This window comes from Paenibacillus alvei DSM 29, assembly GCF_000293805.1.
Taxonomy (GTDB): domain Bacteria; phylum Bacillota; class Bacilli; order Paenibacillales; family Paenibacillaceae; genus Paenibacillus_B; species Paenibacillus_B alvei.
In genome coordinates, this window is record NZ_AMBZ01000013.1 from 1 (window position 1) to 20,230 (window position 20,230).

The 20,230-nt window shown below is 43.1% G+C and carries 36 protein-coding genes and 2 pseudogenes; 31 read left to right on the plus strand and 7 right to left on the minus strand.

Annotated features, from left to right (window positions below; all coding sequences use genetic code 11):
* Positions 1–9: 9 nt before the first annotated feature.
* The 4 genes from PAV_RS28270 to PAV_RS37795 all read left to right on the plus strand — a co-directional run bounded on the left by PAV_RS28270 (position 10) and on the right by PAV_RS37795 (position 1,265).
* Positions 10–399 carry a recombinase family protein gene (locus tag PAV_RS28270; RefSeq protein WP_081505856.1) on the plus strand — a complete coding sequence of 130 codons (390 nt, stop codon included), beginning with the start codon at positions 10–12 and terminating at the stop codon, positions 397–399.
* Between the two features lie 197 nt (positions 400–596).
* A complete protein-coding gene (locus tag PAV_RS28275; RefSeq protein ID WP_005551737.1) occupies positions 597–815 on the plus strand; it encodes a hypothetical protein in 219 nt (72 codons plus the stop codon).
* A gap of 103 nt (positions 816–918) precedes the next feature.
* Positions 919–1,137, plus strand: a complete 219-nt coding sequence (locus PAV_RS28280; protein WP_005551738.1) for a hypothetical protein — start codon at positions 919–921, stop codon at positions 1,135–1,137.
* A 20-nt stretch (positions 1,138–1,157) separates the two neighbouring features.
* Complete coding sequence (locus PAV_RS37795) at positions 1,158–1,265, plus strand: hypothetical protein (protein ID WP_420798674.1); 108 nt, start codon at positions 1,158–1,160, stop codon at positions 1,263–1,265.
* A gap of 314 nt (positions 1,266–1,579) precedes the next feature.
* On the opposite strand, the gene PAV_RS37800 is transcribed toward PAV_RS37795, so the two are convergent.
* Complete coding sequence (locus tag PAV_RS37800) at positions 1,580–1,807, minus strand: helix-turn-helix domain-containing protein (protein WP_081505852.1); 228 nt, start codon at positions 1,805–1,807, stop codon at positions 1,580–1,582.
* 76 nt (positions 1,808–1,883) lie between these two features.
* Between PAV_RS37800 and PAV_RS28290 the strand changes: the two genes are divergently transcribed.
* Entirely contained in the window at positions 1,884–2,153 is a 270-nt protein-coding gene (locus PAV_RS28290; protein ID WP_005551740.1) for a S24 family peptidase, read from the plus strand.
* 13 nt (positions 2,154–2,166) lie between these two features.
* Positions 2,167–2,418 (plus strand): annotated as a pseudogene (locus PAV_RS28295) (manganese catalase family protein); the annotation flags it as partial.
* 82 nt (positions 2,419–2,500) lie between these two features.
* On the opposite strand, the gene hmpA reads toward PAV_RS28295, so the two are convergent.
* The gene (gene hmpA / locus PAV_RS28300; protein ID WP_005551743.1) at positions 2,501–3,721 is read right to left on the minus strand and encodes an NO-inducible flavohemoprotein; all 1,221 of its coding nucleotides are present in this window, start codon (positions 3,719–3,721) and stop codon (positions 2,501–2,503) included.
* 659 nt (positions 3,722–4,380) lie between these two features.
* Between hmpA and PAV_RS28305 the strand changes: the two genes are divergently transcribed.
* Entirely contained in the window at positions 4,381–5,022 is a 642-nt protein-coding gene (locus PAV_RS28305) for a YitT family protein (RefSeq protein ID WP_005551746.1), read from the plus strand.
* A 91-nt stretch (positions 5,023–5,113) separates the two neighbouring features.
* Here PAV_RS28305 and PAV_RS28310 read toward each other — a convergent pair whose 3' ends face one another.
* Positions 5,114–5,482, minus strand: a complete 369-nt coding sequence (locus tag PAV_RS28310) for a DUF1796 family putative cysteine peptidase (protein WP_005551748.1) — start codon at positions 5,480–5,482, stop codon at positions 5,114–5,116.
* A gap of 446 nt (positions 5,483–5,928) precedes the next feature.
* On the opposite strand from PAV_RS28310, the gene PAV_RS28315 reads away from it, so the two are divergent.
* From PAV_RS28315 to PAV_RS28370, 13 genes and pseudogenes are all read left to right on the plus strand, one after another.
* A complete protein-coding gene (locus PAV_RS28315; RefSeq protein ID WP_005551752.1) occupies positions 5,929–6,735 on the plus strand; it encodes a hypothetical protein in 807 nt (268 codons plus the stop codon).
* Between the two features lie 128 nt (positions 6,736–6,863).
* Positions 6,864–7,184: an OmpH/Skp family outer membrane protein gene (locus PAV_RS28320; RefSeq protein WP_005551753.1), complete on the plus strand. Its 321-nt coding sequence runs from the start codon at positions 6,864–6,866 to the stop codon at positions 7,182–7,184.
* Positions 7,185–7,267: 83 nt separating this feature from the next.
* Positions 7,268–7,369, plus strand: a pseudogene (locus PAV_RS35020) (SDR family oxidoreductase); the annotation flags it as partial.
* Between the two features lie 90 nt (positions 7,370–7,459).
* Positions 7,460–7,711, plus strand: a complete 252-nt coding sequence (locus PAV_RS28325; protein ID WP_005551754.1) for a DUF3951 domain-containing protein — start codon at positions 7,460–7,462, stop codon at positions 7,709–7,711.
* Between the two features lie 136 nt (positions 7,712–7,847).
* Positions 7,848–8,123: a hypothetical protein gene (locus tag PAV_RS28330; RefSeq protein ID WP_005551755.1), complete on the plus strand. Its 276-nt coding sequence runs from the start codon at positions 7,848–7,850 to the stop codon at positions 8,121–8,123.
* Positions 8,124–8,483: 360 nt separating this feature from the next.
* Positions 8,484–8,975, plus strand: a complete 492-nt coding sequence (locus PAV_RS28335; protein WP_005551756.1) for a cation:proton antiporter regulatory subunit — start codon at positions 8,484–8,486, stop codon at positions 8,973–8,975.
* Positions 8,976–8,994: 19 nt separating this feature from the next.
* Positions 8,995–10,239 carry a cation:proton antiporter gene (locus PAV_RS28340; protein WP_005551757.1) on the plus strand — a complete coding sequence of 415 codons (1,245 nt, stop codon included), beginning with the start codon at positions 8,995–8,997 and terminating at the stop codon, positions 10,237–10,239.
* 109 nt (positions 10,240–10,348) lie between these two features.
* Entirely contained in the window at positions 10,349–10,591 is a 243-nt protein-coding gene (locus PAV_RS28345; RefSeq protein ID WP_005551758.1) for a hypothetical protein, read from the plus strand.
* Between the two features lie 365 nt (positions 10,592–10,956).
* A complete protein-coding gene (locus tag PAV_RS37435) occupies positions 10,957–11,220 on the plus strand; it encodes a phage holin family protein (RefSeq protein ID WP_005551759.1) in 264 nt (87 codons plus the stop codon).
* 41 nt (positions 11,221–11,261) lie between these two features.
* Positions 11,262–11,426: a phage holin family protein gene (locus PAV_RS37440; RefSeq protein WP_338010921.1), complete on the plus strand. Its 165-nt coding sequence runs from the start codon at positions 11,262–11,264 to the stop codon at positions 11,424–11,426.
* A 478-nt stretch (positions 11,427–11,904) separates the two neighbouring features.
* Positions 11,905–12,261, plus strand: coding sequence for a DUF4183 domain-containing protein (locus PAV_RS28355; protein ID WP_238555942.1), 357 nt, complete (start codon positions 11,905–11,907; stop codon positions 12,259–12,261).
* 260 nt (positions 12,262–12,521) lie between these two features.
* Positions 12,522–12,806 (plus strand): DUF4183 domain-containing protein, encoded by a 285-nt coding sequence (locus PAV_RS28365; RefSeq protein ID WP_005551763.1) that lies wholly within the window; start codon positions 12,522–12,524, stop codon positions 12,804–12,806.
* 158 nt (positions 12,807–12,964) lie between these two features.
* Positions 12,965–13,249, plus strand: coding sequence for a DUF4183 domain-containing protein (locus tag PAV_RS28370; protein WP_005551764.1), 285 nt, complete (start codon positions 12,965–12,967; stop codon positions 13,247–13,249).
* A gap of 292 nt (positions 13,250–13,541) precedes the next feature.
* Here PAV_RS28370 and PAV_RS28375 read toward each other — a convergent pair whose 3' ends face one another.
* The 3 genes from PAV_RS28375 to PAV_RS37805 form a co-directional block, all read right to left on the minus strand.
* Positions 13,542–14,738 carry a tyrosine-type recombinase/integrase gene (locus tag PAV_RS28375; RefSeq protein ID WP_005551765.1) on the minus strand — a complete coding sequence of 399 codons (1,197 nt, stop codon included), beginning with the start codon at positions 14,736–14,738 and terminating at the stop codon, positions 13,542–13,544.
* 14 nt (positions 14,739–14,752) lie between these two features.
* Positions 14,753–14,914: a hypothetical protein gene (locus PAV_RS35025; protein ID WP_157267347.1), complete on the minus strand. Its 162-nt coding sequence runs from the start codon at positions 14,912–14,914 to the stop codon at positions 14,753–14,755.
* 87 nt (positions 14,915–15,001) lie between these two features.
* A complete protein-coding gene (locus tag PAV_RS37805; RefSeq protein ID WP_420798673.1) occupies positions 15,002–15,157 on the minus strand; it encodes a helix-turn-helix domain-containing protein in 156 nt (51 codons plus the stop codon).
* Positions 15,158–15,276: 119 nt separating this feature from the next.
* Here PAV_RS37805 and PAV_RS37075 point away from each other — a divergent pair, with 119 nt between their 5' ends.
* The 6 genes from PAV_RS37075 to PAV_RS28410 all read left to right on the plus strand — a co-directional run bounded on the left by PAV_RS37075 (position 15,277) and on the right by PAV_RS28410 (position 17,289).
* On the plus strand, positions 15,277–15,486 hold the full coding sequence (locus PAV_RS37075) for a helix-turn-helix transcriptional regulator (protein WP_157267357.1): 210 nt from the start codon (positions 15,277–15,279) through the stop codon (positions 15,484–15,486).
* Between the two features lie 136 nt (positions 15,487–15,622).
* Positions 15,623–15,934, plus strand: a complete 312-nt coding sequence (locus PAV_RS28390; protein WP_005551771.1) for a helix-turn-helix domain-containing protein — start codon at positions 15,623–15,625, stop codon at positions 15,932–15,934.
* 20 nt (positions 15,935–15,954) lie between these two features.
* On the plus strand, positions 15,955–16,152 hold the full coding sequence (locus PAV_RS28395) for a hypothetical protein (protein ID WP_005551772.1): 198 nt from the start codon (positions 15,955–15,957) through the stop codon (positions 16,150–16,152).
* Complete coding sequence (locus PAV_RS28400) at positions 16,149–16,811, plus strand: ORF6C domain-containing protein (RefSeq protein ID WP_005551773.1); 663 nt, start codon at positions 16,149–16,151, stop codon at positions 16,809–16,811. The genes PAV_RS28395 and PAV_RS28400 overlap by 4 nt, the downstream gene beginning before the upstream one ends.
* 15 nt (positions 16,812–16,826) lie before the next feature.
* The gene (locus tag PAV_RS28405) at positions 16,827–17,066 is read left to right on the plus strand and encodes an AbrB/MazE/SpoVT family DNA-binding domain-containing protein (protein ID WP_005551774.1); all 240 of its coding nucleotides are present in this window, start codon (positions 16,827–16,829) and stop codon (positions 17,064–17,066) included.
* A 16-nt stretch (positions 17,067–17,082) separates the two neighbouring features.
* Positions 17,083–17,289 carry a hypothetical protein gene (locus PAV_RS28410; protein WP_005551776.1) on the plus strand — a complete coding sequence of 69 codons (207 nt, stop codon included), beginning with the start codon at positions 17,083–17,085 and terminating at the stop codon, positions 17,287–17,289.
* Here PAV_RS28410 and PAV_RS32855 read toward each other — a convergent pair.
* Positions 17,273–18,049, minus strand: a complete 777-nt coding sequence (locus PAV_RS32855) for a DUF4393 domain-containing protein (protein WP_005551777.1) — start codon at positions 18,047–18,049, stop codon at positions 17,273–17,275. The two genes, PAV_RS28410 and PAV_RS32855, sit on opposite strands and share 17 nt — an antisense overlap.
* A gap of 282 nt (positions 18,050–18,331) precedes the next feature.
* Here PAV_RS32855 and PAV_RS35400 point away from each other — a divergent pair, with 282 nt between their 5' ends.
* The 5 genes from PAV_RS35400 (at position 18,332) to PAV_RS28435 (ending at position 20,227) form a co-directional block, all read left to right on the plus strand.
* Positions 18,332–18,490: a hypothetical protein gene (locus PAV_RS35400; RefSeq protein ID WP_005551778.1), complete on the plus strand. Its 159-nt coding sequence runs from the start codon at positions 18,332–18,334 to the stop codon at positions 18,488–18,490.
* 141 nt (positions 18,491–18,631) lie between these two features.
* Positions 18,632–18,823: a hypothetical protein gene (locus tag PAV_RS28420; protein WP_005551780.1), complete on the plus strand. Its 192-nt coding sequence runs from the start codon at positions 18,632–18,634 to the stop codon at positions 18,821–18,823.
* A gap of 46 nt (positions 18,824–18,869) precedes the next feature.
* A complete protein-coding gene (locus tag PAV_RS28425) occupies positions 18,870–19,487 on the plus strand; it encodes an ERF family protein (protein WP_005551782.1) in 618 nt (205 codons plus the stop codon).
* 12 nt (positions 19,488–19,499) lie between these two features.
* The gene (gene ssb, locus PAV_RS28430) at positions 19,500–19,892 is read left to right on the plus strand and encodes a single-stranded DNA-binding protein (protein ID WP_005551784.1); all 393 of its coding nucleotides are present in this window, start codon (positions 19,500–19,502) and stop codon (positions 19,890–19,892) included.
* An 8-nt stretch (positions 19,893–19,900) separates the two neighbouring features.
* Positions 19,901–20,227, plus strand: coding sequence for a hypothetical protein (locus PAV_RS28435; protein WP_005551786.1), 327 nt, complete (start codon positions 19,901–19,903; stop codon positions 20,225–20,227).
* The last annotated feature ends 3 nt before the right edge of the window (positions 20,228–20,230 follow it).

Consider the following 20,230-nt stretch of genomic DNA (forward strand, 5'->3'; position numbering starts at 1 on the left):
CTGATCCGAATGAGTGATAAGAAAGCTGTAGTGTATTGCCGTACAGCAACGACTGAACAAGATATTAAAGCTCAACTGGAACTCTGTAAAAAGTATGCCACTGAACACGGCTACAAAGTCGAAGAAGTTTTCTTAGACCATGGATTCAGTGCTAATTCTGAGCGACCGGAATTTGAGAATGTAAGAAAATTCATGGATGAAAATCCAAATGGGACGCTGATCGTTAGCTCATACGATAGATTGGAACGGGACTCGATGAAAATGTATGAGTTCTGTCAATACATCAAAGAAGTAAATTATAACGTGGTATCGGCTAGTGACAATGATAGGAGCTTGATGGAGTTAGAACTTAACTACGGCATTGACAAAATAAGCAAAGAACAGAAAGCCTCGGAATAATTCGGGGCTTCCGTTTTGCAAACCAATTCTCTTGACAGTTCCTCTTTGCAACTGACTTACCTAAATTCCTCGATTTCTGCAACCATATCTGTTTGTCAAAATCATTGTAAAATATTCCGCAAACTATTCCATGGACGGGTATCTCCGAGTGCATTTGTTATGTAATAATGTATCTATTACATATACGAGGTGATAACTTGACAACTGTAGAAGCAATTACACAAAAGATGAGAGAAAACTATAAGGACAACCCAGTCTTATTAATGGTTCACACTCTGGGTTTGATTGATGGGATTGTAGCGGGTTCAGAAGAAGGAAAAGAAGCAAAAGCGATTGAAACGATTAAAGCGGTTTATGATGCGTATCATATTGTTGCTTCTGAGTTCTCGTCTGGAGCAGATAAGATATTGAATTAATCTATATGCGAAAAGCCTCGGTGCTCACGCTCACGCCGGGGCTTTTTTTGTTTGTATAACCGCATTAATAAAAGGGAATACAGCATCTATAGGGGGGTGTTGTATGAAGTTCCTGGTAACAATAGATCCGGTCGGTGATAAGGGGATTACATCGGTATCAGTAAAGAACGGTTTGTTCCTTGAATACGATAAGAGTGTGAATAAAGTGGTAGTTCATACCAAATATAATCACTATTACATGCTTCCACCAACGAAGTATTGGGTCAATGGATTAAATAATGGTGGTTTTTTTATCGTTTTGTCGAAAGAAGCAATGCCGTAAATATACAAAATATATCATCTATCGACAAAAAGCAGAGAATAATTGAATTTAAAGGAACAACGAAAACATGCACTATATCAAGGCGTTTGCTCAAAAAAATACTAGATGAGTTTCCCTACTTAAAATAAATGTAAAAACATGTCGAAAAATGCATATGAAAATGACCGTTCGGCTGTCAAACGGTTGTTTACTTTTTAGAGCAAGCGTTGTTTAATGAGGTTTAGCAGCGCTGTGAGTACAAAAAACAAACCAGAGCACAACCCAGTTATGAATAAATGATCAGACATTCATAATTAAAATAGATCACGTAGTCGGATACTTGGATATTAAATAAAGAGGGATCGTAGATGTAAACATTAGAATAGGAATGGGATGATGAGTGGATTAGGACATGGGTGTTTACCTGAGCTAAACAACAACTGTGAGGGTAGCAGCGTAGCTGCTAGTCAACTCGGAATTTATAAATGTCTTCAGGTCGGCATTTTAGGATATGGCAAGCGAGGAAAAGCTTATCAACTGACATGAGATTTTTCCCTGAGATCCAGTGGGTTACTGAAGAACGACTAACGCCCATTCTTTCTGAAAAAACGATTTTTGACATGCCGCGTGACTTCAAGACATATTCGAGATGACACCCCTCATAGATGAGTTGCATAGCAACCTCCATCATACTGGGTGGTGATGTGATTTTATCATATATATTACGCTTGGGCTACATAGATAACTTTATGAGGGAGACGAAACACATGGGCAGGGAAACTCAAATGTATTTCCAAGTAGAAGATAATAGCTTGGCTCTCGAAGGCATCATGAAAGGTGATGTAATAGTTGTGGATCGAACAATCAAATACCCTAAAGAAGGTGATTTAGTACTGGCTTATACTGATTCGATTACTTTATTAGCTCATACCAAGATTGCAGAAAAACAATACATACTTAATAACCCTGAACACGGAGTATTTAATGATGCAATCATTTTAGGTGTAGCTATCAAGAATATCATAATGTACAACTAAAGAAGCGCTCACATCAGCTGATGCAAGCGCAACTAATTTTGTGTCTAAGTATACAATTGGTGATCCGATCGCAGATTTGTACGAGGATATTGCAGCGGAAGAGAAGGCGCGCGCCACATACCAATGGCTGATCGACATGACGGACGATGTTGACTTGCAGGATGGACTGAAGTTTTTGCGCGAGCGTGAAGTCGTGCATTCTTTGCGTTTCAGGGAAGCTGTTGAAATACTAAAGGAAGAGCGGAGTATGAGAAAAGTGTTTTGATGACCAGGTCGGAAAAGACGATAACATGCGAAAGGGACACCCTTGCAGAGTGCAAGAAGTGTCCCTTCTGTTATGGAGGCGGTTAAGCCTCTAAGGATCCTGCCGGTCCAAAGTATTCATAGTGGATGTGGTCAGGCGAAGCTCCAAGCTGTTTTGTTGCGCGATATACCGCCTTCATGAAAGGCTCAGGGCCGCAGAAGTAAACGTCGGCTTTCTTCCAAACGGAGGACGGTATGATGGAGCTAAGCCACTGCGCATCGACGAAGCCGATGTGATCACAGGACTCTGTCCCGCTGCTTTTCTCATAGCATAGGAAGGTGTGAAGATGGCTGTTGCTGTGCTGAGCAGCTAATTCATTCACTTCCTGGCTGAAGGCGTGTGCTGCGTGATTGCGTGAGGCATGAATGTAATAGACATCTCGCTTGGAGTCCTCGGCCGCTAGTGAATGCAGCATGCTTAGAAGCGGTGTTTGCCCAACGCCGCCGCCAATCAGCACCACCGGTGCAGCGCTTGGCTTTAAGGTAAAGTCGCCTGCAGGTGCTGTCGCTTCGATAACATCCCCTTCTTGCACCATATCGTGCATGTAGCAGGAGACAACACCAGCAGGAGAGTTCGCATCGCCGCCTTCGCGCTTCACACTGATGCGGTATACATCGGAATGAGGAGCCTGAGACAGGCTGTAATGGCGATAATGCGTATTGACTTGGCCTTCCGGCTGAACCCGAATCGTAATATATTGACCGGGCAGGAAGGAGGCAAGCGGCTGATCGTCTTCTGGCTTCAAGTAGAAGGAGGTGATTACGTCGCTTTCTTTTACTTTACGGGCAATGATGAAGCGGCGCACATCTGACCAGCCGCCGTCCTGCTGCTCGGCTTCTTTATACATATCCGCCTCAACCTGAATGAATACATCAGCAATAACGCCATAGGCTTCTGCCCAAGCTTGAATGATGTCATCGGTAGCGGCGTCGCCGAGTACATCCTTGATTGCGAGCAGCAGATGCTCGCCGACAATCGGATAATGTTCAGGCTTAACATTGAGTGCCCGGTGCTTCTGGGCAATTTGCTGTACGACAGGCAAGATGGTCTCTAATTGATCAATGTTCGCTGCAGCCGCGTAGACCGCGTTTGCAAGGGCCATGGACTGTTTGCCTTGACGCTGATTGGCGTGGTTGAATACATTGAGCAGCTCGGGATGATTGCTGAACATGAGCTGGTAGAATCGTGCTGTAATTTGTGGGCCGTGCTCTGCCAGCACAGGAACTGTAGATTTCACAATTTCAATCGTACGAGGTTGTAACATAAGGGATTCCTCCTTTAGCGTAACGATCATATAAGGATGCGCAGCAGAGAAAGAGCGAGAGTAATCACGTGCGGCATCCGAATGCTTCTGCTGCTATTGTATAGTTGTGATATTAGTCACAATGTGATCCTGCGCACACAAAATATGATAGCTTTATGAACATCAACTGAAGAAAGCAAATGAAAAGCTAACTGCACAACGAAAGATGGATCTGAAATTCAAACATAAATGTAAAAGTGTCCAAATTGTGAGGATTTCAGAGGAAAATAGGGAGGATATCGACTTTATCTGGGGCTGTACCAAGCTTGGAGCGATTCATTGCAGATAAATCCGAACGACAGCGTTATTTACAGAATGAGACGTGTTTAGAGGGCATATACATTGTGGTATAATACAATTACTAAAGGCAATACAAAAGACAAAACAAGAAAGGATCAGGATACCAATGCGTCCCCGAAGGATGAAACCCCAAAGGACAGTCTGGAAACGTTATGATCTTTCTTACATCTAGCTTCTTCTCGTAGATTTGTCAATGGTCGCTAAGACGGAGACTAATACGAGAAGGATGAGTGAATTATGATGGTTCGAAGGATAAGGATCCCTATCCGTCTCTTCTCGGTTAGTCGAAGGGCTACATTACGAAACGAGAGGTTACGAAGATGGGGAACGAACAATTACGTAAGATTTTTTGGATGATGGTAGGATCGATGTTGTTGGCTTTCAGTTATTATCACATTAATTTTCAGAATCATCTGGCTGAAGGCGGATTTGTTGGTTTAGCGCTGATTGGTAAGTACACATTTAATTGGTCGCCGGCGCTGACCGTGTTGTGCATGGATGTTCCCGTATTTATCGCTGCTTGGTTTTTCAAAGGGCGGACATTCATTATGAATACGGCAATTGCAACAGGAGTGTTCTCGTTAACGTACGAGATGTGCGAGCGCTTTTCGCCATGGAATATGAATCTTGGCGGCAATATGGTGCTTGCGGCTGTTCTATCAGGATTGTTGACAGGGCTTGGAGCCGGCCTCGTGCTGCGCCATGGAGGCGCATCAGGCGGTGATGACATTCTGGCATTATTTTTAAGCCGTATTACGAAATTAAGCATAGGTACAGTATTTATTATATTTGATATAGTGGTATTGCTGCTGTCCTTGTTTTTCCTGCCGCTTGTCGACACGCTGTACACGATACTGGCGGTCAGCATAGCAGGTAAGGTCATTACATGGACGGTACAGGTTGGCACGACACGCGATCGTTCCATTCCAGTACGGCCTGCAGTTCAGCATCAACACGGATAATTGAAGATACGACAATAAGAAGAACCGTTCAATTGCTTCTCGATAGGAAGCAATTGAACGGTTCTTTGTCATTTGCAGAGTATGCTTCTTGTTATGGCTGACCAAGCAACAGGACTCCAAAGAGGATATAATTCCATAGCTCCGGGTACTGTTCCCCGTATAGAGGCACTTCGATCGCGCAAACGTGTTCCAGCGGCCAATGACATTCAACGATGCCATAGTTAGGGGTATGATTCACAAGAAGAATATGAAATTGATGTTTCACAATTGCCCGTAGCTCGGTCTGGAGTTCAAGAGCTTCCTCGTATGTTCCACCTAAGCGTAGAAAGAAGATGCGCTGACTGGTCTCCATTTTTTCGAAAAAGCGTTTGATGCGTCGGTCAAGCGTCTCCTTAAAAGCAGGGTAGCTTGGCCAATTATCGATTTGGTTGCTCGCAACGGGGAAATCGTGAGCCGACATAATGTCGTACTCGTTATCTCGGATTAGAGCCAGTTGAGTCCGCCTGCGTGAGTGCCTAAGACGGACATGTTGGAAAGTTCCATGAATCCGGCGCCTCGGTTGCAAAGCGAATCAACTTGTTAACCCAGACAATGAAGGAGATACCATCCAATCCATGATTCCGCTATATGCCTTAGCTGATAAGTACAAGCTTAAAGGCAGAATAGCAGGAGTGTCCAAGACTGAATCCCAGCATCGTAAGTGACTCGTATGTGTGATAGTTCCATTTTCTAAAAAGTAACTTGTAATATCGTATGCATATTCGACGAGGAGAGCTGGTTTAAAGACACCTGGAATATATGCAATTTTATCATGAAAAAAGAAAAATAAAAGAAGTGCAGAATGCATGTTCGCTCATTCTCAGTCATATTCTTAATCCAAGGACAGGGAAGAGAGGCGAGGGTGAGATGGAAGCAATTATTAAGGCGATGCTTGACAAGCTGCCGGCATGGTCATACCAGCTCTTTGCGGTTGTGATTGCAGCAGGATTAATATTTTATTTTATAAAGACACTCTACATTAATAAAAAATTTACCGAGGTCATACATGAGGTGCTCAATCGGGAAGATCGCATGCAGCGGCTGCAGGACAAAGTGGATGATCTGCAAGTGACAGGAGTCCTCACGGAGCATGCGTCTCAGCAAATGCTGTCCGCGCTGCGCAATATGAAGCCTTTTGCAGATGCGCTCAATGGACTGAGGGGGATGGCAGACCCATATGCTGTTCTGCATGAATCGAACTTCCTGCTACAGCGGATGTTGGATATGCTGGCCGTGGATATGAAATGCGCCCCAGGCGGGCATCACCGCTGCGGCATTTGGAAGTATGAGGAGCCGATACTAACGCTGCAGCTTGCCTCGGTAGGCTTTCCAAACCACTATGTTGGGCAGCGCTATCTTCATATTGATCGCTCAGTAGCAGGTCGCTCTTTCCGGAAGCAGGTAACGATTCAGTGCGCCGATGTGCTGAAGGACGAGGATTGGGAACGCAATCAGGAATCGAAGAGCCCCTACCGATCGCTGATTTGCATTTCACTTGGCTCCTACGGTGTATTAACGATGGATGGCTTAGAGCCATTTAATGAATCGAGCGCTGTGATTGGGGAATTGTATGCAGCGATTATGACCGGTGTTCTTGCAGAGCAGCGTGCAGTGTTAGAGCTGGGTGAACCGATTCAGCTTGCGGCAGATGAGGCAGGAATATATAAGGCGTGATAGAGCTACAGACTATGGAGTTGCTCCCAATGTCGGGATGAGGCAACTACAGGCCTATGGTATAATCGAAGAAAGAGCTAAAAGCAAGTCGGAAACACGCTTCAAGTTAGTCAGAAAGGGATATGCGCATGAAAAAATGGATGTGGATCACCATAACTGTACTCGCACTTGTTTTCGGAACCGCTGCATTTACGATCGGCTTCGTAAATTCCACGATGATGAATCCGGGCAGGGCCGCTGTAGTAGAACGGGAATATGAAGGCAGCGTCAAGCAGTTGGAGGCAGAGCGGATTGTTATTCAGACAGGTGATGGCATGGAGGAGGCCTTCCGATTGACAGGCTCTACCGATCTTCAAGGCGAGGAATTTCGAAATGTGAAGACGGGAGTAACTGTGCGAGTCGGAGTAAATGCAGACCGGAACATTGTATGGCTGCGAATCGTGCCGTAAGGCGGAATCAGGAAAACGGAAAAATAACACGCTTTTAAAAAGGAAGCGTTCGTACAGGACTTCCTAAGACCGAAATTCCCAATGGGACGCCAGAGGATGCAGCTCGTTTAGTGTAACTGGCGAGTGAAGAAGCGGAATGGATTACAGGACAAATTATTCACTCAGATGGCGGTTTCCGCAATTAGTGAAGTGAATAAAAATGGGAAAAGTGAAACGTTTCCATGGAAGCTACGTAGTACCTAGTAACCGTCAACTATGCATTTGGGGAGGATGCCATGCTTTATTTCGCCGTCATGATCGGCATGTTTAGTCTATTTCTGATGATGATCGTGGGATTAGTTGGTTACAAGCGTTTTGTAAAGCGGGAGCATGTCGAGGTTCATTATACGCTCTTCGATTATATTACAGCACAAACGGGTGTAGAATTTCATGATGAGAAAGAAGCGGACGATGAACAGGATGATCGTAGGAATAATAAGGATGGCGACAATCATCCGATGCGATCGTGTCTGCAACGTGAAGATTAACGGCCGAGCATAGCGGGATCGCAAGCATCCAGAGAATGGATGTTCGTTTTTTCTTGATTGATGCGGATCTGCATGATAATCTTATTTTAAATTTAAGAAAATTTACAATTAACTAATAAACTACAGGAGGTGCGATATGACAAGATTAGGTGTGCCATGCAAGAGAAACAGCATACTTGGTGTTGTATGTATTGCCTTCCTGATTTTATGTACGGTATTTTCCCCGTTTATCGTTGAAGAAGAGCGCGTCATTTGGAACAATCCATCCAAGCTGACGAAGTCTTTTCATGAGCAGCAATTTACTGCCGTTTCACGGCATACCTCTACCATGAAGCATCTTCTCGTGAAGAAGATCGTATTCATGTTTATTCTTTTTTCCAGCATTTCATCTTTAGCATGCCACTTGTTATAAAGTATCTCCACAGTAGTTTCTTCGTAATGCGGAAACGTTTATTTCTGATGCCTATCAAATTCACCTCTACGTTCGTAGTGTAATTCTCTACATTCATTCACACGGTTGTGCTTGAAAAATGGAATAAGGAACAGCGGGGACGACGCATAATTGCTGATGGATATGTGTTCTCTGATCGTGTAGGGAATCGTCCAATCATAGTAGATGTCTGCTTGCGTGCATAGTTTTGTCTATGGCATTTAACTGTAATCGACATAGATTGTTTGTGCTGGACGAAAAGTATGGTCGACACTCCTATAAAGTTCTTTATTTCACAATGTGAGAAAAATAAACCTATATGTACGGTTGGAGGGATTTCCATTGAATATAAAGGAAACAGAATTGCCAGGAATCGGTCGTAAGTATCAGCTGGAAGCGCGTAATGGTGATCAATTGGTCATCATTGTACATGATGATGGACGCCGTGAAATGTACCACTTTGATCAGCAAGATCAAGAAGAGAGCATTTCGATGGTTACATTGGATGATGATGAGGCGCGAGCGGTTGCTGCTATCGTTGGTGGGCTTATTTACAAGCCTAAGGCGCTGGAGACAGTCAATGTTGCCTTAGATGACCTCATGATTGAATGGTACAAAGTAGAGCCTCATGCGGCCTGCGTTGGCAAGAGCATCGGCGAGATTAAAGTACGTGAGACGACAGGAGCAACAATTATAGCGATCCTTGAGAAGGATAAGAAAATAATTAATCCAGGACCTGATGTCGTGTTATCTGCTCATACAACGCTTGTCGTTGCAGGAGAAAGACAACATATTAAGCTGCTTAAGCCGTGGTTGTTAAGTGGAAGCGAATAAGCAGGAAACGGGGTGAACTATGGATACAATTATTTTTGAGGTTGGTTTGGCTATTGCGTTGATTGGTCTAGTGGGCGTCATTGCAACGAAGCTTCGCTTCTCTGTCATACCATTTTATATTCTTGTAGGGATGGCAGTAGGGCCGCATGCGCCGCACTTTTGGATATTTGATTTCCGCTTTATTGAAAGTTCTGTATTTATTGATTTTATGGGCCGTATTGGGGTACTGTTCCTATTGTTCTATTTAGGACTGGAGTTTTCCGTCGGTCGCTTGCTTAAATCAGGGAAATCCATCGTTGTGGGGGGGATTTCCTATATTGCGATTAACTTTGTCTCCGGCCTGCTAATCGGTTGGCTGATGGGATTGCCTGTTGCGGAGACACTCGTTATTTGCGGTATTATGACAAGTTCATCTACTGCGATTGTAGCTAAGGTGTTAGTTGATTTAAAGCGGACGGCAAATCCGGAAACCGAAGTGATTATGGGCATGATTATGTTTGACGATTTGTTCATCGCCATTCATATGTCCATTCTGTCAGGACTTGTACTTAGTGGAGGCGCATCTCTCGGGGCTGTATTGCTGACGACAGGATCTGCGCTTGCTTTCATCTTGTTATTCATTATTTTGGGCCGCAAGGCGATGCCGTTCATTGACCGGGTCTTGAACGGAAAATCCTCGGAGCTGTTCCTCATACTTGTGATGGCAACCTTATTCCTCGTAGCAGGATTTTCGGAAACACTGCACGTGGCGGAAGCGATTGGGGCTCTATTGGTGGGACTTGTACTTGCAGACTCCCAACATGTAAAGCGGATTGAACACTATGTGATAAACTTTCGGGATTTCTTTGGAGCCGTGTTCTTCTTCAGCTTCGGCTTAACGATTGATCCGATGACATTAGGCGGGGCAGTTGGAATGGCGCTTGCAGCTGTCGTGTTGACCATTATCGGCAATGTCGTCGCAGGGATGTTGGCAGGACGCGCAGCAGGCTTATCGAACCGCTCTTCTATCAATATCGGCTTCACCTTGGCCTCGAGAGGAGAGTTCTCCATAATTATGGCGAATATCGGCAAGGCTGGAGGTCTGCTTCCGGTTGTCCAATCCTTTGCTGTATTATATGTATTGCTGCTTGCCATATTAGGACCGCTCTTAACGAAGGAGTCGAAGCGAATATACAACCTGATCGATAAAGGAATTCTAGCGAGTAGAGCGCTTTTTGGAAAGAAACGGGTTGGCAGCAAGGAGCAAAATGCGAATTCGGAGTAAGTTTAATAGTGGCAGAAAAAAGGCAATTTTTAGAAAATGCGTACGTTTTGAAAAAAATAGGTTATATTATATATTGTAAGGCATACCCATTCAAGGGAGGGATAGCGTAATGAATATCACTATCGATCTCGCGCAGATTGGGAGCGCTTATGAGCACAAGGATTGGAAAAGGGTGGATTCTATTTATAGACACGCAAGGGAACGCATGATGGCGGGGGATACCGTAATCTTGCAGCGAGACGTGCCCAATCGGGCTCCAATTGCGATACGAACCTTCGAACAGCTGGATGAGCTGGAGGAATGGATTCGCAACATGGAGGACGAGTATTGTCTAGCTGAACCCTATGCGTAATGGAGCATTCATCCAGTGATGGTTACGAATTTGAGCCGCTGAGGATTCAGCGGCTTTTTTGTTGCTCCTGTGCAGGGAAACATGTGAATCCTTGGGGGGTCCGCTTTTTGTGTTGTAATGGTCAGCCAATAGAAAGGAACGAGCACGAATAGCGCCATTCTTGTATTCTAGCAATTGATTTTTATTATTTCCATCTATCATCTAAGGCAAAAGAAGCAGCAGGGAGGCTTGCCTTTGTCGGGCTGAGTGCAAGCTGCATAAAATATATCAAGCTTCTGAGAGTGCTTCGTCCACATTCTAGCAGAAGCGAGGCAGAGTAATAGATAACTTGACCGAAATGTGTGCGACAGCAGAGGAGGGCGAACATGGAGCGATTCGATCTTCTACTCAAAACGGGAGTTGCAGCTATTGGAGGGACGTTTTCGTTTGTATTTGGAGGATGGCCTGCGCTAGTGCAGGTGCTGCTGACGATGGTCATAATAGATTATGTAACAGGTGTAATCGCTTCGGGTGCGGAAGGCAAATTGTTGAGTCGTGTAGGACTTGTGGGGATCGCACGCAAAGTGTTTATTTTTCTAATTATTGCGCTTGCCCATCAGATCGATATCGCCTTTGAAGTAAAAATCTAATAAGAGACGCGACAACTTATTTTTATATGGCGAATGAGGTATTGTCGATTGTAGAAAATGGAGGCCGACTCGGTGTGCCAGTCCCGAATGTGCTCAGAAAAGCAATTATGGTGCTGAAGGATAAAGGTAGCGATGGAGATGACAGTCAGAAGAGGGATAAGCGAGACAATCAGCAAGAGAAAGACGACAATTCCCCTCAGAACTAAGCCGTTGTTCGAAGAGGACGAGCCTTGACATGATGTCACGGTGGAAGGAAGGAGTGGCCCGGATAGCTAGTATGCTTGATACTGGGATGATAGGCACTCCTTTTTCTGTCCGTGAACGGGAGCAATCTTGAAGGAAGGCCGTCTTTATAGAAAACATGTTGTTTATACATAAAATTTCAGGCAAGGCTAGTCAACGACCGATGATGTTTATAAAGTTGCTTGATTTCCGGCCATATATTGCGAGGGATACGATGGTAAAGGACTATTCCTTAAGCGTGTCAGCCGAATTTGATTATTGAATGTACGTATGCCCTGAACAGATTAGAAGTACATGAATATCATAAATATTATGAATAGGAGCACAATATTTTTGGTTAAGGGGCAGGTGGTTATGATGAACGGAGATAATATGTTTCGCATAACGTCCAAACCGTGGAGTAATAAGCAGAAATTCGAATATGCCCAGGGGAGTGGGCTAATGTCCAGAAGCATATGTCCTCCCCCCGGATGCGCGCTTATATTTCCTGCTCCGCCGATACCGCCAACTCCTCCGGAGACGGGCAAGGTGCTAAAGGTTGAAACATTCCAATTCATTACAAGAAGCGACGGGATGAAATCAACATATATGAACGAGGATGCGCTGCCGCAATACGGAAGTTCGAACATATTGGATCCGGCAAATGTATCCTACACCAACTTGTTCATCAACGGCATTCTTCAGCCGCTTATTGCATACAAGGTGTCGGCTGGGGCATTAACTATTGATGAAGTACCAGCAGATGGCGTTCCTATTACACTTCAGTTCATTCGAATTTTTCATGCGGAAATTGGGTGACCCGGAGGCGGAGCTAATAGGATACATAGATTGTGCCCTTGAGTCGGAAAAGCTCCTTAACCAAAGAAGGCACCCTTTCTTCAAGATTGTTAGCAGGAGGGGGGCTTTTTGCTATTTCATTTCGCCACAGTACGTTCTCTATATGACCTGTACAAAAAAACAGGAATTTTGCGCTGATTAGATGCAGCGTGACATTTGCACAATCAGTTCTGGGGAAGGTTAGCATTAAATAAAGCATCCTAAAATTGGGAGTGACATGAATGGCCATTATTAAACCGTTTCTGGCAGGCAGGAAATTTAGTTCAACTATTGGGGCAGGCACGGGAACCGGTGCCGCGTTTACGATTGCAGTAACCTCATTTACAAATGATACTGGTGCTGCAGCTACGTCATTTCCAGCCTCATTCGCCTACTATGACCTTCATATCAATGGGGTTCTCCAAATGGGAGATACGTCTACAGTTACCACAACAGCAATAACGATTCCTGGCGGTGATGCTCTTGATCCTGCCACGCCGCTTGTGATTGAGTTTGTTGTGACTTAATTAAGACATATGCTCATAATGGACTGTTCTGGTTATATTCCAGAACAGTCTTTTTAATGGGCTTTTTAAAATGTATCTTTTCTTTATGTCAATTGTAGGGTTCATTACTTGTCCAACTTGCATCTAATAAAGTATTCCTTAAGAAAAGGAGGAGAAAAATGCCTATTTCTCAACCATTTATAGCAAGTCGGAAATTTGCAGCTACGACTGGCGCCGGGACTGGTACAGGCGCTACATTTGCGGTTGCTGCAACAGCCTTTACTAATGACGCTGGTGCTGCAGCAACAGCATTCCCAAGTTTATTCGCTTATTATGTTCTCTATATTAATGGCGTCATCCAAACGGCAGATACGTCGACAGTAACGACAACAACAATAACGATCCCTGGAGGAGATGCTCTCGATCCTGCTACTCCAATCGTTGTCGAATTTGTTGTAACGTAATGACAATATATAGATAATATATTTAAAAAGTTGATCCAAGGCGCCTTGGATCAACTTTTTTATTTTCCCGGACGTATAATGATTTTGGTTTTAAGGGGGGCAAATTAAAACGGGCGCCCTATTGCTAGGACGCCCTCATGGGAGAGGTGGAAATTAATAATCGATATTAAACGGTTATGATTGATAAACCTATATGGAAAGCGGATTATGGACGCTTGATAGTATATTAAAAAAGGTGAAAAAATGTGAAGATTAATGTAATTAGTCCCCAAGTAGTCCCCAATTTACGAACTTAGTCCCCATGATCTGTGAATAATACGTTATCAAAAATAGATGCTGTCTTCCGATCAACTGATTCGATGATGTGCCCATAGACGTCCATAGTAGTTCCAATTTTAGAATGACCTAACCGATTAGATATCGTTTTGGCATGGGCTCCCTCTCCAATCAGTATGGAAGCCGATGTATGGCGAAAATCGTGAAATCGTATGAATTTCAAATCAGGTATTGTATTGTTGAAATCACGCCATTTTTCGGTAAGTGTTTTAGGGTGAAAGGGGAAGCCCATATTATTGCAAAATAAAAGGTCACCATAAGTACCTTCCCATATGTCAGCGTTATCGTTTTTCATATTGTTCCATTCGTTTTTATATATCTCTAATTGTTGTACAACATAACTACTAATCGCAATATTTCTTTTGGATCCTTTAGTCTTAGGATCTTTAATCACTGGCTGCCCATCTTTGAATGCAGGAATAGACTGTCTAATGCTAATAATTCCTTCTTTTAAGTTAATGTATTTCCAGTCTAAACCAAGTATCTCAGCTCTACGCATTCCTGTTGTTACAGCAAGTAATATAACGATTTGAAACCACATTTCTGTATTTTTAAGAGCGGCAAAAAGAAGCATTAATTCTTTATCGTCGTATACATTCAAATCAATATTACGTTCAGGTTCTTTGGGTTTAGTGACTCCATCCATAGGATTTATTGAAATCACTTTCCATTCAGTCGCCTTTGAAAAAATACTGTTTAAAACTCGGTATACATATGCCTGCGTAGCACTTCCGACAGGTTTGCTTTGATCGTTAAGTTTTTTGAGATTATGCAAGAAGTCAATAATCTGCATAGTTTTTATTGTAGATATTTTCTTGCTTCCGAAGTGAGGGAGAATGCGTTTTTCTAAATGGTGAAGGTAATTTTCTTGTGATTTATATTCTAAATGCTTTAAGACAAATTTCTCTTTCCATTCATCAGTAAATTGGGTGAAGTTCATTTTCTCTGGAGCAATATATGTCCCACATTCCACTTCTGCTTGGAATTTAGCAATCTCCATATATAAGTATTCTTTCAGTTTTCGGGGAGCTTTTTGTAATGACTCATCTACCTTGATTGATTTTCTGAATCTTTCCCTTGTTCCATCAGGGAGGTAACCACCTTCAATGGTCAGCCTGTACGAGTTTTTGCCACGTTTCTCGTATGTCGCCACAGAATAAACCTCCTTCAGTTTTTCTTATTCTGTTTTTTGGCATCCCAAAATAAAACATCTAATACTTGTTTTACTTTTTCTTTGTCTTCTGCTGTCATTGGAACGCCGTCAAATAAAATTTCATTTTCCTCAGTGAGCATTTTTTTATGTCTGGGGCGCATTGCTTTGTCATCCAATAAGGAGCTTCATTTGACTCCTCGGATTCTTCTCTTCCCAATAAGTAATCCGTGGTCGTCCCTAAAATATCAGCAATTTTATCTATGTCATCGCTCGAGGGGTTTTACTCTGTCATTTTCTATATGACCGAAATTTGATCGGCCCATTCCAAGGTATTGGGCCATATCGTATTGTGTCTTGCCTTTCTTCATTCTTAATTCTCTGATTCGTTGCCCTAAACTCATTATCATAACTCCTGACATAAAAATATTTCGAGGGAATGGTAATTAAAATACTTCAAAGTGCTTGACGGTAATTACAATACCCTTTATAATGAACCTAAATCGACGGAGGGTGGTGAAAGAAAGTGGTGCAAAATGTAATGTCAAAAAAACGAATCACATTAACACAGAAACGCAATCATTACGGCTATACCAGGGAAACATTCGCTAATGAAATTCAAATGTCAAAGGAATCCGTTAAAAGTCTTGAATATGGCAGAATGAATCCTAGTGCGAAGACCATGCTTATAATCTGCAAAGTATTGGACTCAACACCAGAAGAACTTTTTCCAGACATAAGCAATACCTAGTTTTACCATAAAGGGTATTATTAATACCTATAGATAATATAATTCAATAAAAAGGTAATGTCAATACCTTTATTTAGTGTTGCCTTTTTTTAAAGGTTGGAGGGTATTTAAATTACCATACGAGAGGAAGGGCAGTATGAGTACAGATGATTTCTTGGAAGAGATTAAAGAGCGGGTCTACAAAGAAATGGTTGATAAGTTCAAAAAAGATGTTGAAGAACTCTACACGATACGCATACAGCGGGCTACTCTAAATTCAGATCAAGCGGCGGATTACTTGGGAATTTGTAAAGAGACTCTATATACGTTGTTGAAAGAAAAACAAATTGCGGCAATCCCAATGGGATCAGCGAAGTCAAGAAAACCAAATTATAGATTCAGGCTATCTTCATTAGATAAATACTTGGACGAGCAAGAGCGGAAATTCATTAATGGTGAATCAGCCTGAAGAAATATGGGAGGCAAACCATGAGTCAAAGCAAGATTACGAAAACAGCGCTTGTTAACGTTGCGGAACGAGTTGGAGCATCAATAGAGTTCAACTCAAACAATGCAGTTTGGGCAAGAGAATGTGGCGATTTGAAATGGTGTAAATGGCGAACATTGTATCAAAGATTAAATTCAAGATTACGTTACAAAAGAAAGAAAGGAGATAAAACAGCATGAACCAGATGATTACGATTCAAGGGGTACGAGGATTTATTGATGAAGATGGTACTGCTCGATTGAATTTGGAGGATGTTGCACGAGGGCTTGGATTTACAGACAACTCCAAAGGATCTGAATATGTCAGATGGAACACAGTGAGAGCTTATTTACAGAGTTTCGGGTTTTCGCAGGAAGTTGCGAAAGATACGTGCATTCCTGAAAACATGTTCTATCGACTGGCGATGAAAGCTAAAAACGAAGCTGCTGAATTCTTTCAGACGAAAGTAGCGGATGAAATTCTGCCGGCTATTCGTAAAACAGGAACATACAGTGTTCCAACACTCACTCCTAATGAAGCGATCGCATTATCGTTGAAGCAAACTGCCGAGATGATGACAAAGGTACCGGTGTTGGAAAGTCGTATCGATCAAGTGGAGCAAAAGGTTGATGAACAGATCACGCTTGCAAGCGGTGAGCAACGGAGATTGCAGAAGGCAATCAATTCGAAGGTCTACAGTCTTACACAAGACAAAGAAGAACGAAGTGAGTATTTCAGGCAGCTCCACCGAGAAATTAAGAACCGCTGCCAAGTAACAAGTTACAAAGATGTACTGCGTACCGATTTGCAAAAGGTATTGAAATACGTAGAAGGTTGGGTACCAATGCCAACCAAATAAAGGGAGGACGTAACAATGAAAAGCACAGGTATTGTTCGTAAGATCGATGAATTAGGACGTGTAGTTATTCCAGCGGAGCTTCGCCGCACGATGGGAATCGAAGAAAAGGCCTCGTTGGAGATATTCACGGACGGCAGCCGCATTGTTTTTCAAAAGTATGAACCAGGCTGTACGTTCTGTGGTTGTTCCGATGCCTTGGAAGCATTTAGGGACAAGCATGTTTGCAAGCGGTGCATTCAAGAGTTAGCCAATTAAGAAAGGGGATATGAACATGGAACAACGGATTGCAGACCTTGAAAAGAAAGTGGAAGAGCTTGAAGCAGCATTGAACGAATCGAAGGAAGCTACGGTTCAAGCCCTAACACTTATCAGCAATCAGATGGAACAACAATTGAACAGTCTTATTGATGACTACAAGAATGGGTTCAAAGAAGCGGCGTTGCAATTGTTAAATGAGAACCTTAAAAACAACAATTAATAAAAGATTTACCGTATTCTGTTACATCCCATACACCCTCTTTAAGTACTATCTCGTAAGGATATATTTCTTTACAGTACTCAGTAAGTGAATGTTCATGTAACGATTGATACAACAGTTTATTTAGATAATTCCTTTGAAAATCAATATTAATAAGTCCTAATCGCATTAGGTTAGTTATTGATGATGCATACAGTTCTGAATTTGTTCTGTTTAATTCTGGGAAAGGGAAAAAGTTAGGGTAAATTTGTTGCTCTGATTTCTTTTCATCCAAGATCATGCAAATAGTGGCTACGCCAACTTTTGTATCATGAGCATAATGCTCAGATAAATATTTGAAATTATTGGCGTCCAAAGGCGATAGCTGCTTGATAATTTCAACAAATGATGGATGCGAAGAAGATATCCTCGAAGTGTCCATTGAAGAAGCTATAAGTCTTGCGAACATCAAACGGAGCACTTCATTCTCAATGTAATACTTAGAGGCTTCAAGGGCAGGGCCAACAATGTTTAAAGGTGGTTCAGTTAACTGATCACTAGGTATCTTTGAAATTTCTCTCCCTATCTCTTCCTTGAACTTTTCAATTCTAGGCTCTAAGTAATTTCGTGCGAAGTGAACAGGCGCAAAAGCTAACCAGAATAGATTACCAACGCCTTCACCTAATTCTTTTGTTGGTTTTTCTAAAAGGTTGGTAGACAACTGATCTACTGGAATTTTTAGCGCAGTAGCGAACTCTTTTAATGATTTGAAATCCAACATGTTCAACTCCCTTCATAGTGTCTGGACAACTCTATTGTATAGGGGATTGGAACCATATTAAAGGAATAAATAGGAAGGATGGTCGGCGAATGAAAAACGAAGCGTAGGCACGAAGACAGTCGTTAACCTGCTTGGGATGCCGCTGACGGAGCTTGTAAGTTGCTCGGTATATCTGGTGCAGGTAAAGGAATCTGCTGCCGATCAATGGCACAAAGTCACTGGAAGAATGGACAAGCTGCTGACAGTAGGACATAGAAAACGCGGAGATGTGGGGGTGCTGGCATGACAGAGATTGCAATGAAAAGAGTCGAATCAATCCGTCATTTGAATCAATTGAAAATGATGCGGAACGCGCCAGGACTCCTTGAAGCAGCATACGATTGGCTGTCGATGGAGATTGCACAGATGGAACGTGAAATCTTCGGGAGAGAGTTGTCATGAGGCCAACTTGTGGATGCGGGAAGCCGGCAGAATACCTTTGCTACGAAGATGAACAGCCGCATTGCGAGGCATGCATGAAAGAAGCAATAGAATGTTCGGTTTATATCATGGTTCGTAAACCAATGGATTGGGGGCGAGAGCTTGGAAGAAATCAGGAAGGCACTAGACAAGCTAGAGAAGTTACAAGATGAAACCACAGGTGTTTCAACACCTGCAGCATTGGCAGATATCGCTGTGTTCTTACGACATGACTTACCGGATATCATTGCTCTTTTGCAGCAGATAGAAAGCGAAATGGCCGCGGTGGGGGCCGCGACCAATTCAACACAGTAATAAAAATAGTTACGTGCATTATATCACAAATTCGGGAGGTTGCAACATGGGTTTGAAAAGAAGCGAAAGCATTACTAACTTGGCAGCGGCCTTGGTCAAATTCCAAAAGGAAGTTGTTAGCCCTAAGAACAACGCTAATAACCCTTACTTTTCATCGAAGTATGCACCGTTACATGAGGTAATTAACGTAATCAGAGAGCCGCTGGCTAAGTATGGACTGTCGTACATCCAATCAACATCTACAGACGAACAAAACGTAACTGTAACAACGTTGCTCATGCATGAATCCGGCGAATTTGTAGAGTCAGAGCCGTTGAGTTTGCCAGGTCTGCAGGTGTTGAAAGGTGGCGGCAAAGATTTCACTCCACAAGGGATTGGTTCAGCAATCACTTACGGGCGCAGATATAGCCTTACAGCTATTTTGGGCATCGCTTCAGAGGATGACACAGATGGGAACGAAGGTACACCGGATCCAAGGAATAATCCGAGTAAGGGAAAGAACCAAGGAACAGGCGCACAAACTGGCACAGGCGGAGTGAAGAAAACGATAGAGGCCAAATACAAGCTTCTACATGATAACAGTTTAGATGGGCTTACAGACTTCATAAAAGAGCATGGAGCCAACGCTGAACAGGTATTGACTCAAATGCTTATGGATCGATAGGGGGCGTAACAATTGCTAAACCGAGTGATTTTGATAGGACGACTTACAAGGGATCCGGAATTACGTTACACACCAGGCGGAGCTGCAACAACTCAATTTACACTTGCGGTAGATAGACCATTTACCAACCAAAGCGGTGAACGCGAGGCGGACTTCATTCCAGTCGTTACTTGGCGGCAGCTGGCGGAGACATGCGCCAACTACCTACGCAAAGGACGTCTCACAGCGGTGGAAGGCCGTATGCAAGTGCGCAGCTATGATAACAACGAAGGAAAGCGCGTCTACGTGACTGAGATAATCGCGGACAATGTTAGATTTCTAGAGCGGTCTACTAATGACGGGGAAGCTCCTTCCTACGGTGAACATCCGCCAACTGGTTACGAAGATAAAGACTTGCCATTCTAGGAGGGCTAATGGAACTTACACGTATCACAGGCGAAATACATGGCGCCTCTCAGCGCCTTAGTAGGTCAGCTGACGCGCTGTTCGACTTGGGTAGGGAAAAGGCTGAGAGCGAAAGAGATTACCGCTCAGCACTTGCTCAAGAGATTCTAAGGCTTAAAGCCGATGGGATGCCTGTATCAATCATTACGGACATAGCAAAAGGCAATGTATCTAAACAGCTTTTTCAGCGCGATTTAGCCGAGGCGAGGTTTAAAGCAGGCATAGAAGCAGCGGACGCGATAAAGGTACAAGTTTCGGCCTTACAAACGATTCTAAAATATCAAACGGATGTGTGATTC

Excerpts from the sequence above, each read along its gene's own strand:
- PAV_RS28270 (WP_081505856.1), top strand. The coding sequence starts at position 10 with ATGAGTGATAAGAAAGCTGTAGTGTATTGCCGTACAGCAACGACTGAA.
- PAV_RS28280 (WP_005551738.1), top strand. The coding sequence starts at position 919 with ATGAAGTTCCTGGTAACAATAGATCCGGTCGGTGATAAGGGGATTACA.
- PAV_RS37800 (WP_081505852.1), bottom strand. The coding sequence starts at position 1,807 with ATGATGGAGGTTGCTATGCAACTCATCTATGAGGGGTGTCATCTCGAA.
- PAV_RS28290 (WP_005551740.1), top strand. The coding sequence starts at position 1,884 with ATGGGCAGGGAAACTCAAATGTATTTCCAAGTAGAAGATAATAGCTTG.
- hmpA (WP_005551743.1), bottom strand. The coding sequence starts at position 3,721 with ATGTTACAACCTCGTACGATTGAAATTGTGAAATCTACAGTTCCTGTG.
- PAV_RS28305 (WP_005551746.1), top strand. The coding sequence starts at position 4,381 with ATGGGGAACGAACAATTACGTAAGATTTTTTGGATGATGGTAGGATCG.
- PAV_RS28310 (WP_005551748.1), bottom strand. The coding sequence starts at position 5,482 with ATGTCGGCTCACGATTTCCCCGTTGCGAGCAACCAAATCGATAATTGG.
- PAV_RS28315 (WP_005551752.1), top strand. The coding sequence starts at position 5,929 with ATGGAAGCAATTATTAAGGCGATGCTTGACAAGCTGCCGGCATGGTCA.
- PAV_RS28320 (WP_005551753.1), top strand. The coding sequence starts at position 6,864 with ATGAAAAAATGGATGTGGATCACCATAACTGTACTCGCACTTGTTTTC.
- PAV_RS28325 (WP_005551754.1), top strand. The coding sequence starts at position 7,460 with ATGCTTTATTTCGCCGTCATGATCGGCATGTTTAGTCTATTTCTGATG.
- PAV_RS28330 (WP_005551755.1), top strand. The coding sequence starts at position 7,848 with ATGACAAGATTAGGTGTGCCATGCAAGAGAAACAGCATACTTGGTGTT.
- PAV_RS28340 (WP_005551757.1), top strand. The coding sequence starts at position 8,995 with ATGGATACAATTATTTTTGAGGTTGGTTTGGCTATTGCGTTGATTGGT.
- PAV_RS28345 (WP_005551758.1), top strand. The coding sequence starts at position 10,349 with ATGAATATCACTATCGATCTCGCGCAGATTGGGAGCGCTTATGAGCAC.
- PAV_RS37435 (WP_005551759.1), top strand. The coding sequence starts at position 10,957 with ATGGAGCGATTCGATCTTCTACTCAAAACGGGAGTTGCAGCTATTGGA.
- PAV_RS28355 (WP_238555942.1), top strand. The coding sequence starts at position 11,905 with ATGTCCAGAAGCATATGTCCTCCCCCCGGATGCGCGCTTATATTTCCT.
- PAV_RS28365 (WP_005551763.1), top strand. The coding sequence starts at position 12,522 with ATGGCCATTATTAAACCGTTTCTGGCAGGCAGGAAATTTAGTTCAACT.
- PAV_RS28370 (WP_005551764.1), top strand. The coding sequence starts at position 12,965 with ATGCCTATTTCTCAACCATTTATAGCAAGTCGGAAATTTGCAGCTACG.
- PAV_RS37805 (WP_420798673.1), bottom strand. The coding sequence starts at position 15,157 with ATGTCAGGAGTTATGATAATGAGTTTAGGGCAACGAATCAGAGAATTA.
- PAV_RS37075 (WP_157267357.1), top strand. The coding sequence starts at position 15,277 with ATGTCAAAAAAACGAATCACATTAACACAGAAACGCAATCATTACGGC.
- PAV_RS28390 (WP_005551771.1), top strand. The coding sequence starts at position 15,623 with ATGAGTACAGATGATTTCTTGGAAGAGATTAAAGAGCGGGTCTACAAA.
- PAV_RS28395 (WP_005551772.1), top strand. The coding sequence starts at position 15,955 with ATGAGTCAAAGCAAGATTACGAAAACAGCGCTTGTTAACGTTGCGGAA.
- PAV_RS28400 (WP_005551773.1), top strand. The coding sequence starts at position 16,149 with ATGAACCAGATGATTACGATTCAAGGGGTACGAGGATTTATTGATGAA.
- PAV_RS28405 (WP_005551774.1), top strand. The coding sequence starts at position 16,827 with ATGAAAAGCACAGGTATTGTTCGTAAGATCGATGAATTAGGACGTGTA.
- PAV_RS28410 (WP_005551776.1), top strand. The coding sequence starts at position 17,083 with ATGGAACAACGGATTGCAGACCTTGAAAAGAAAGTGGAAGAGCTTGAA.
- PAV_RS32855 (WP_005551777.1), bottom strand. The coding sequence starts at position 18,049 with ATGTTGGATTTCAAATCATTAAAAGAGTTCGCTACTGCGCTAAAAATT.
- PAV_RS35400 (WP_005551778.1), top strand. The coding sequence starts at position 18,332 with ATGACAGAGATTGCAATGAAAAGAGTCGAATCAATCCGTCATTTGAAT.
- PAV_RS28425 (WP_005551782.1), top strand. The coding sequence starts at position 18,870 with ATGGGTTTGAAAAGAAGCGAAAGCATTACTAACTTGGCAGCGGCCTTG.
- PAV_RS28435 (WP_005551786.1), top strand. The coding sequence starts at position 19,901 with ATGGAACTTACACGTATCACAGGCGAAATACATGGCGCCTCTCAGCGC.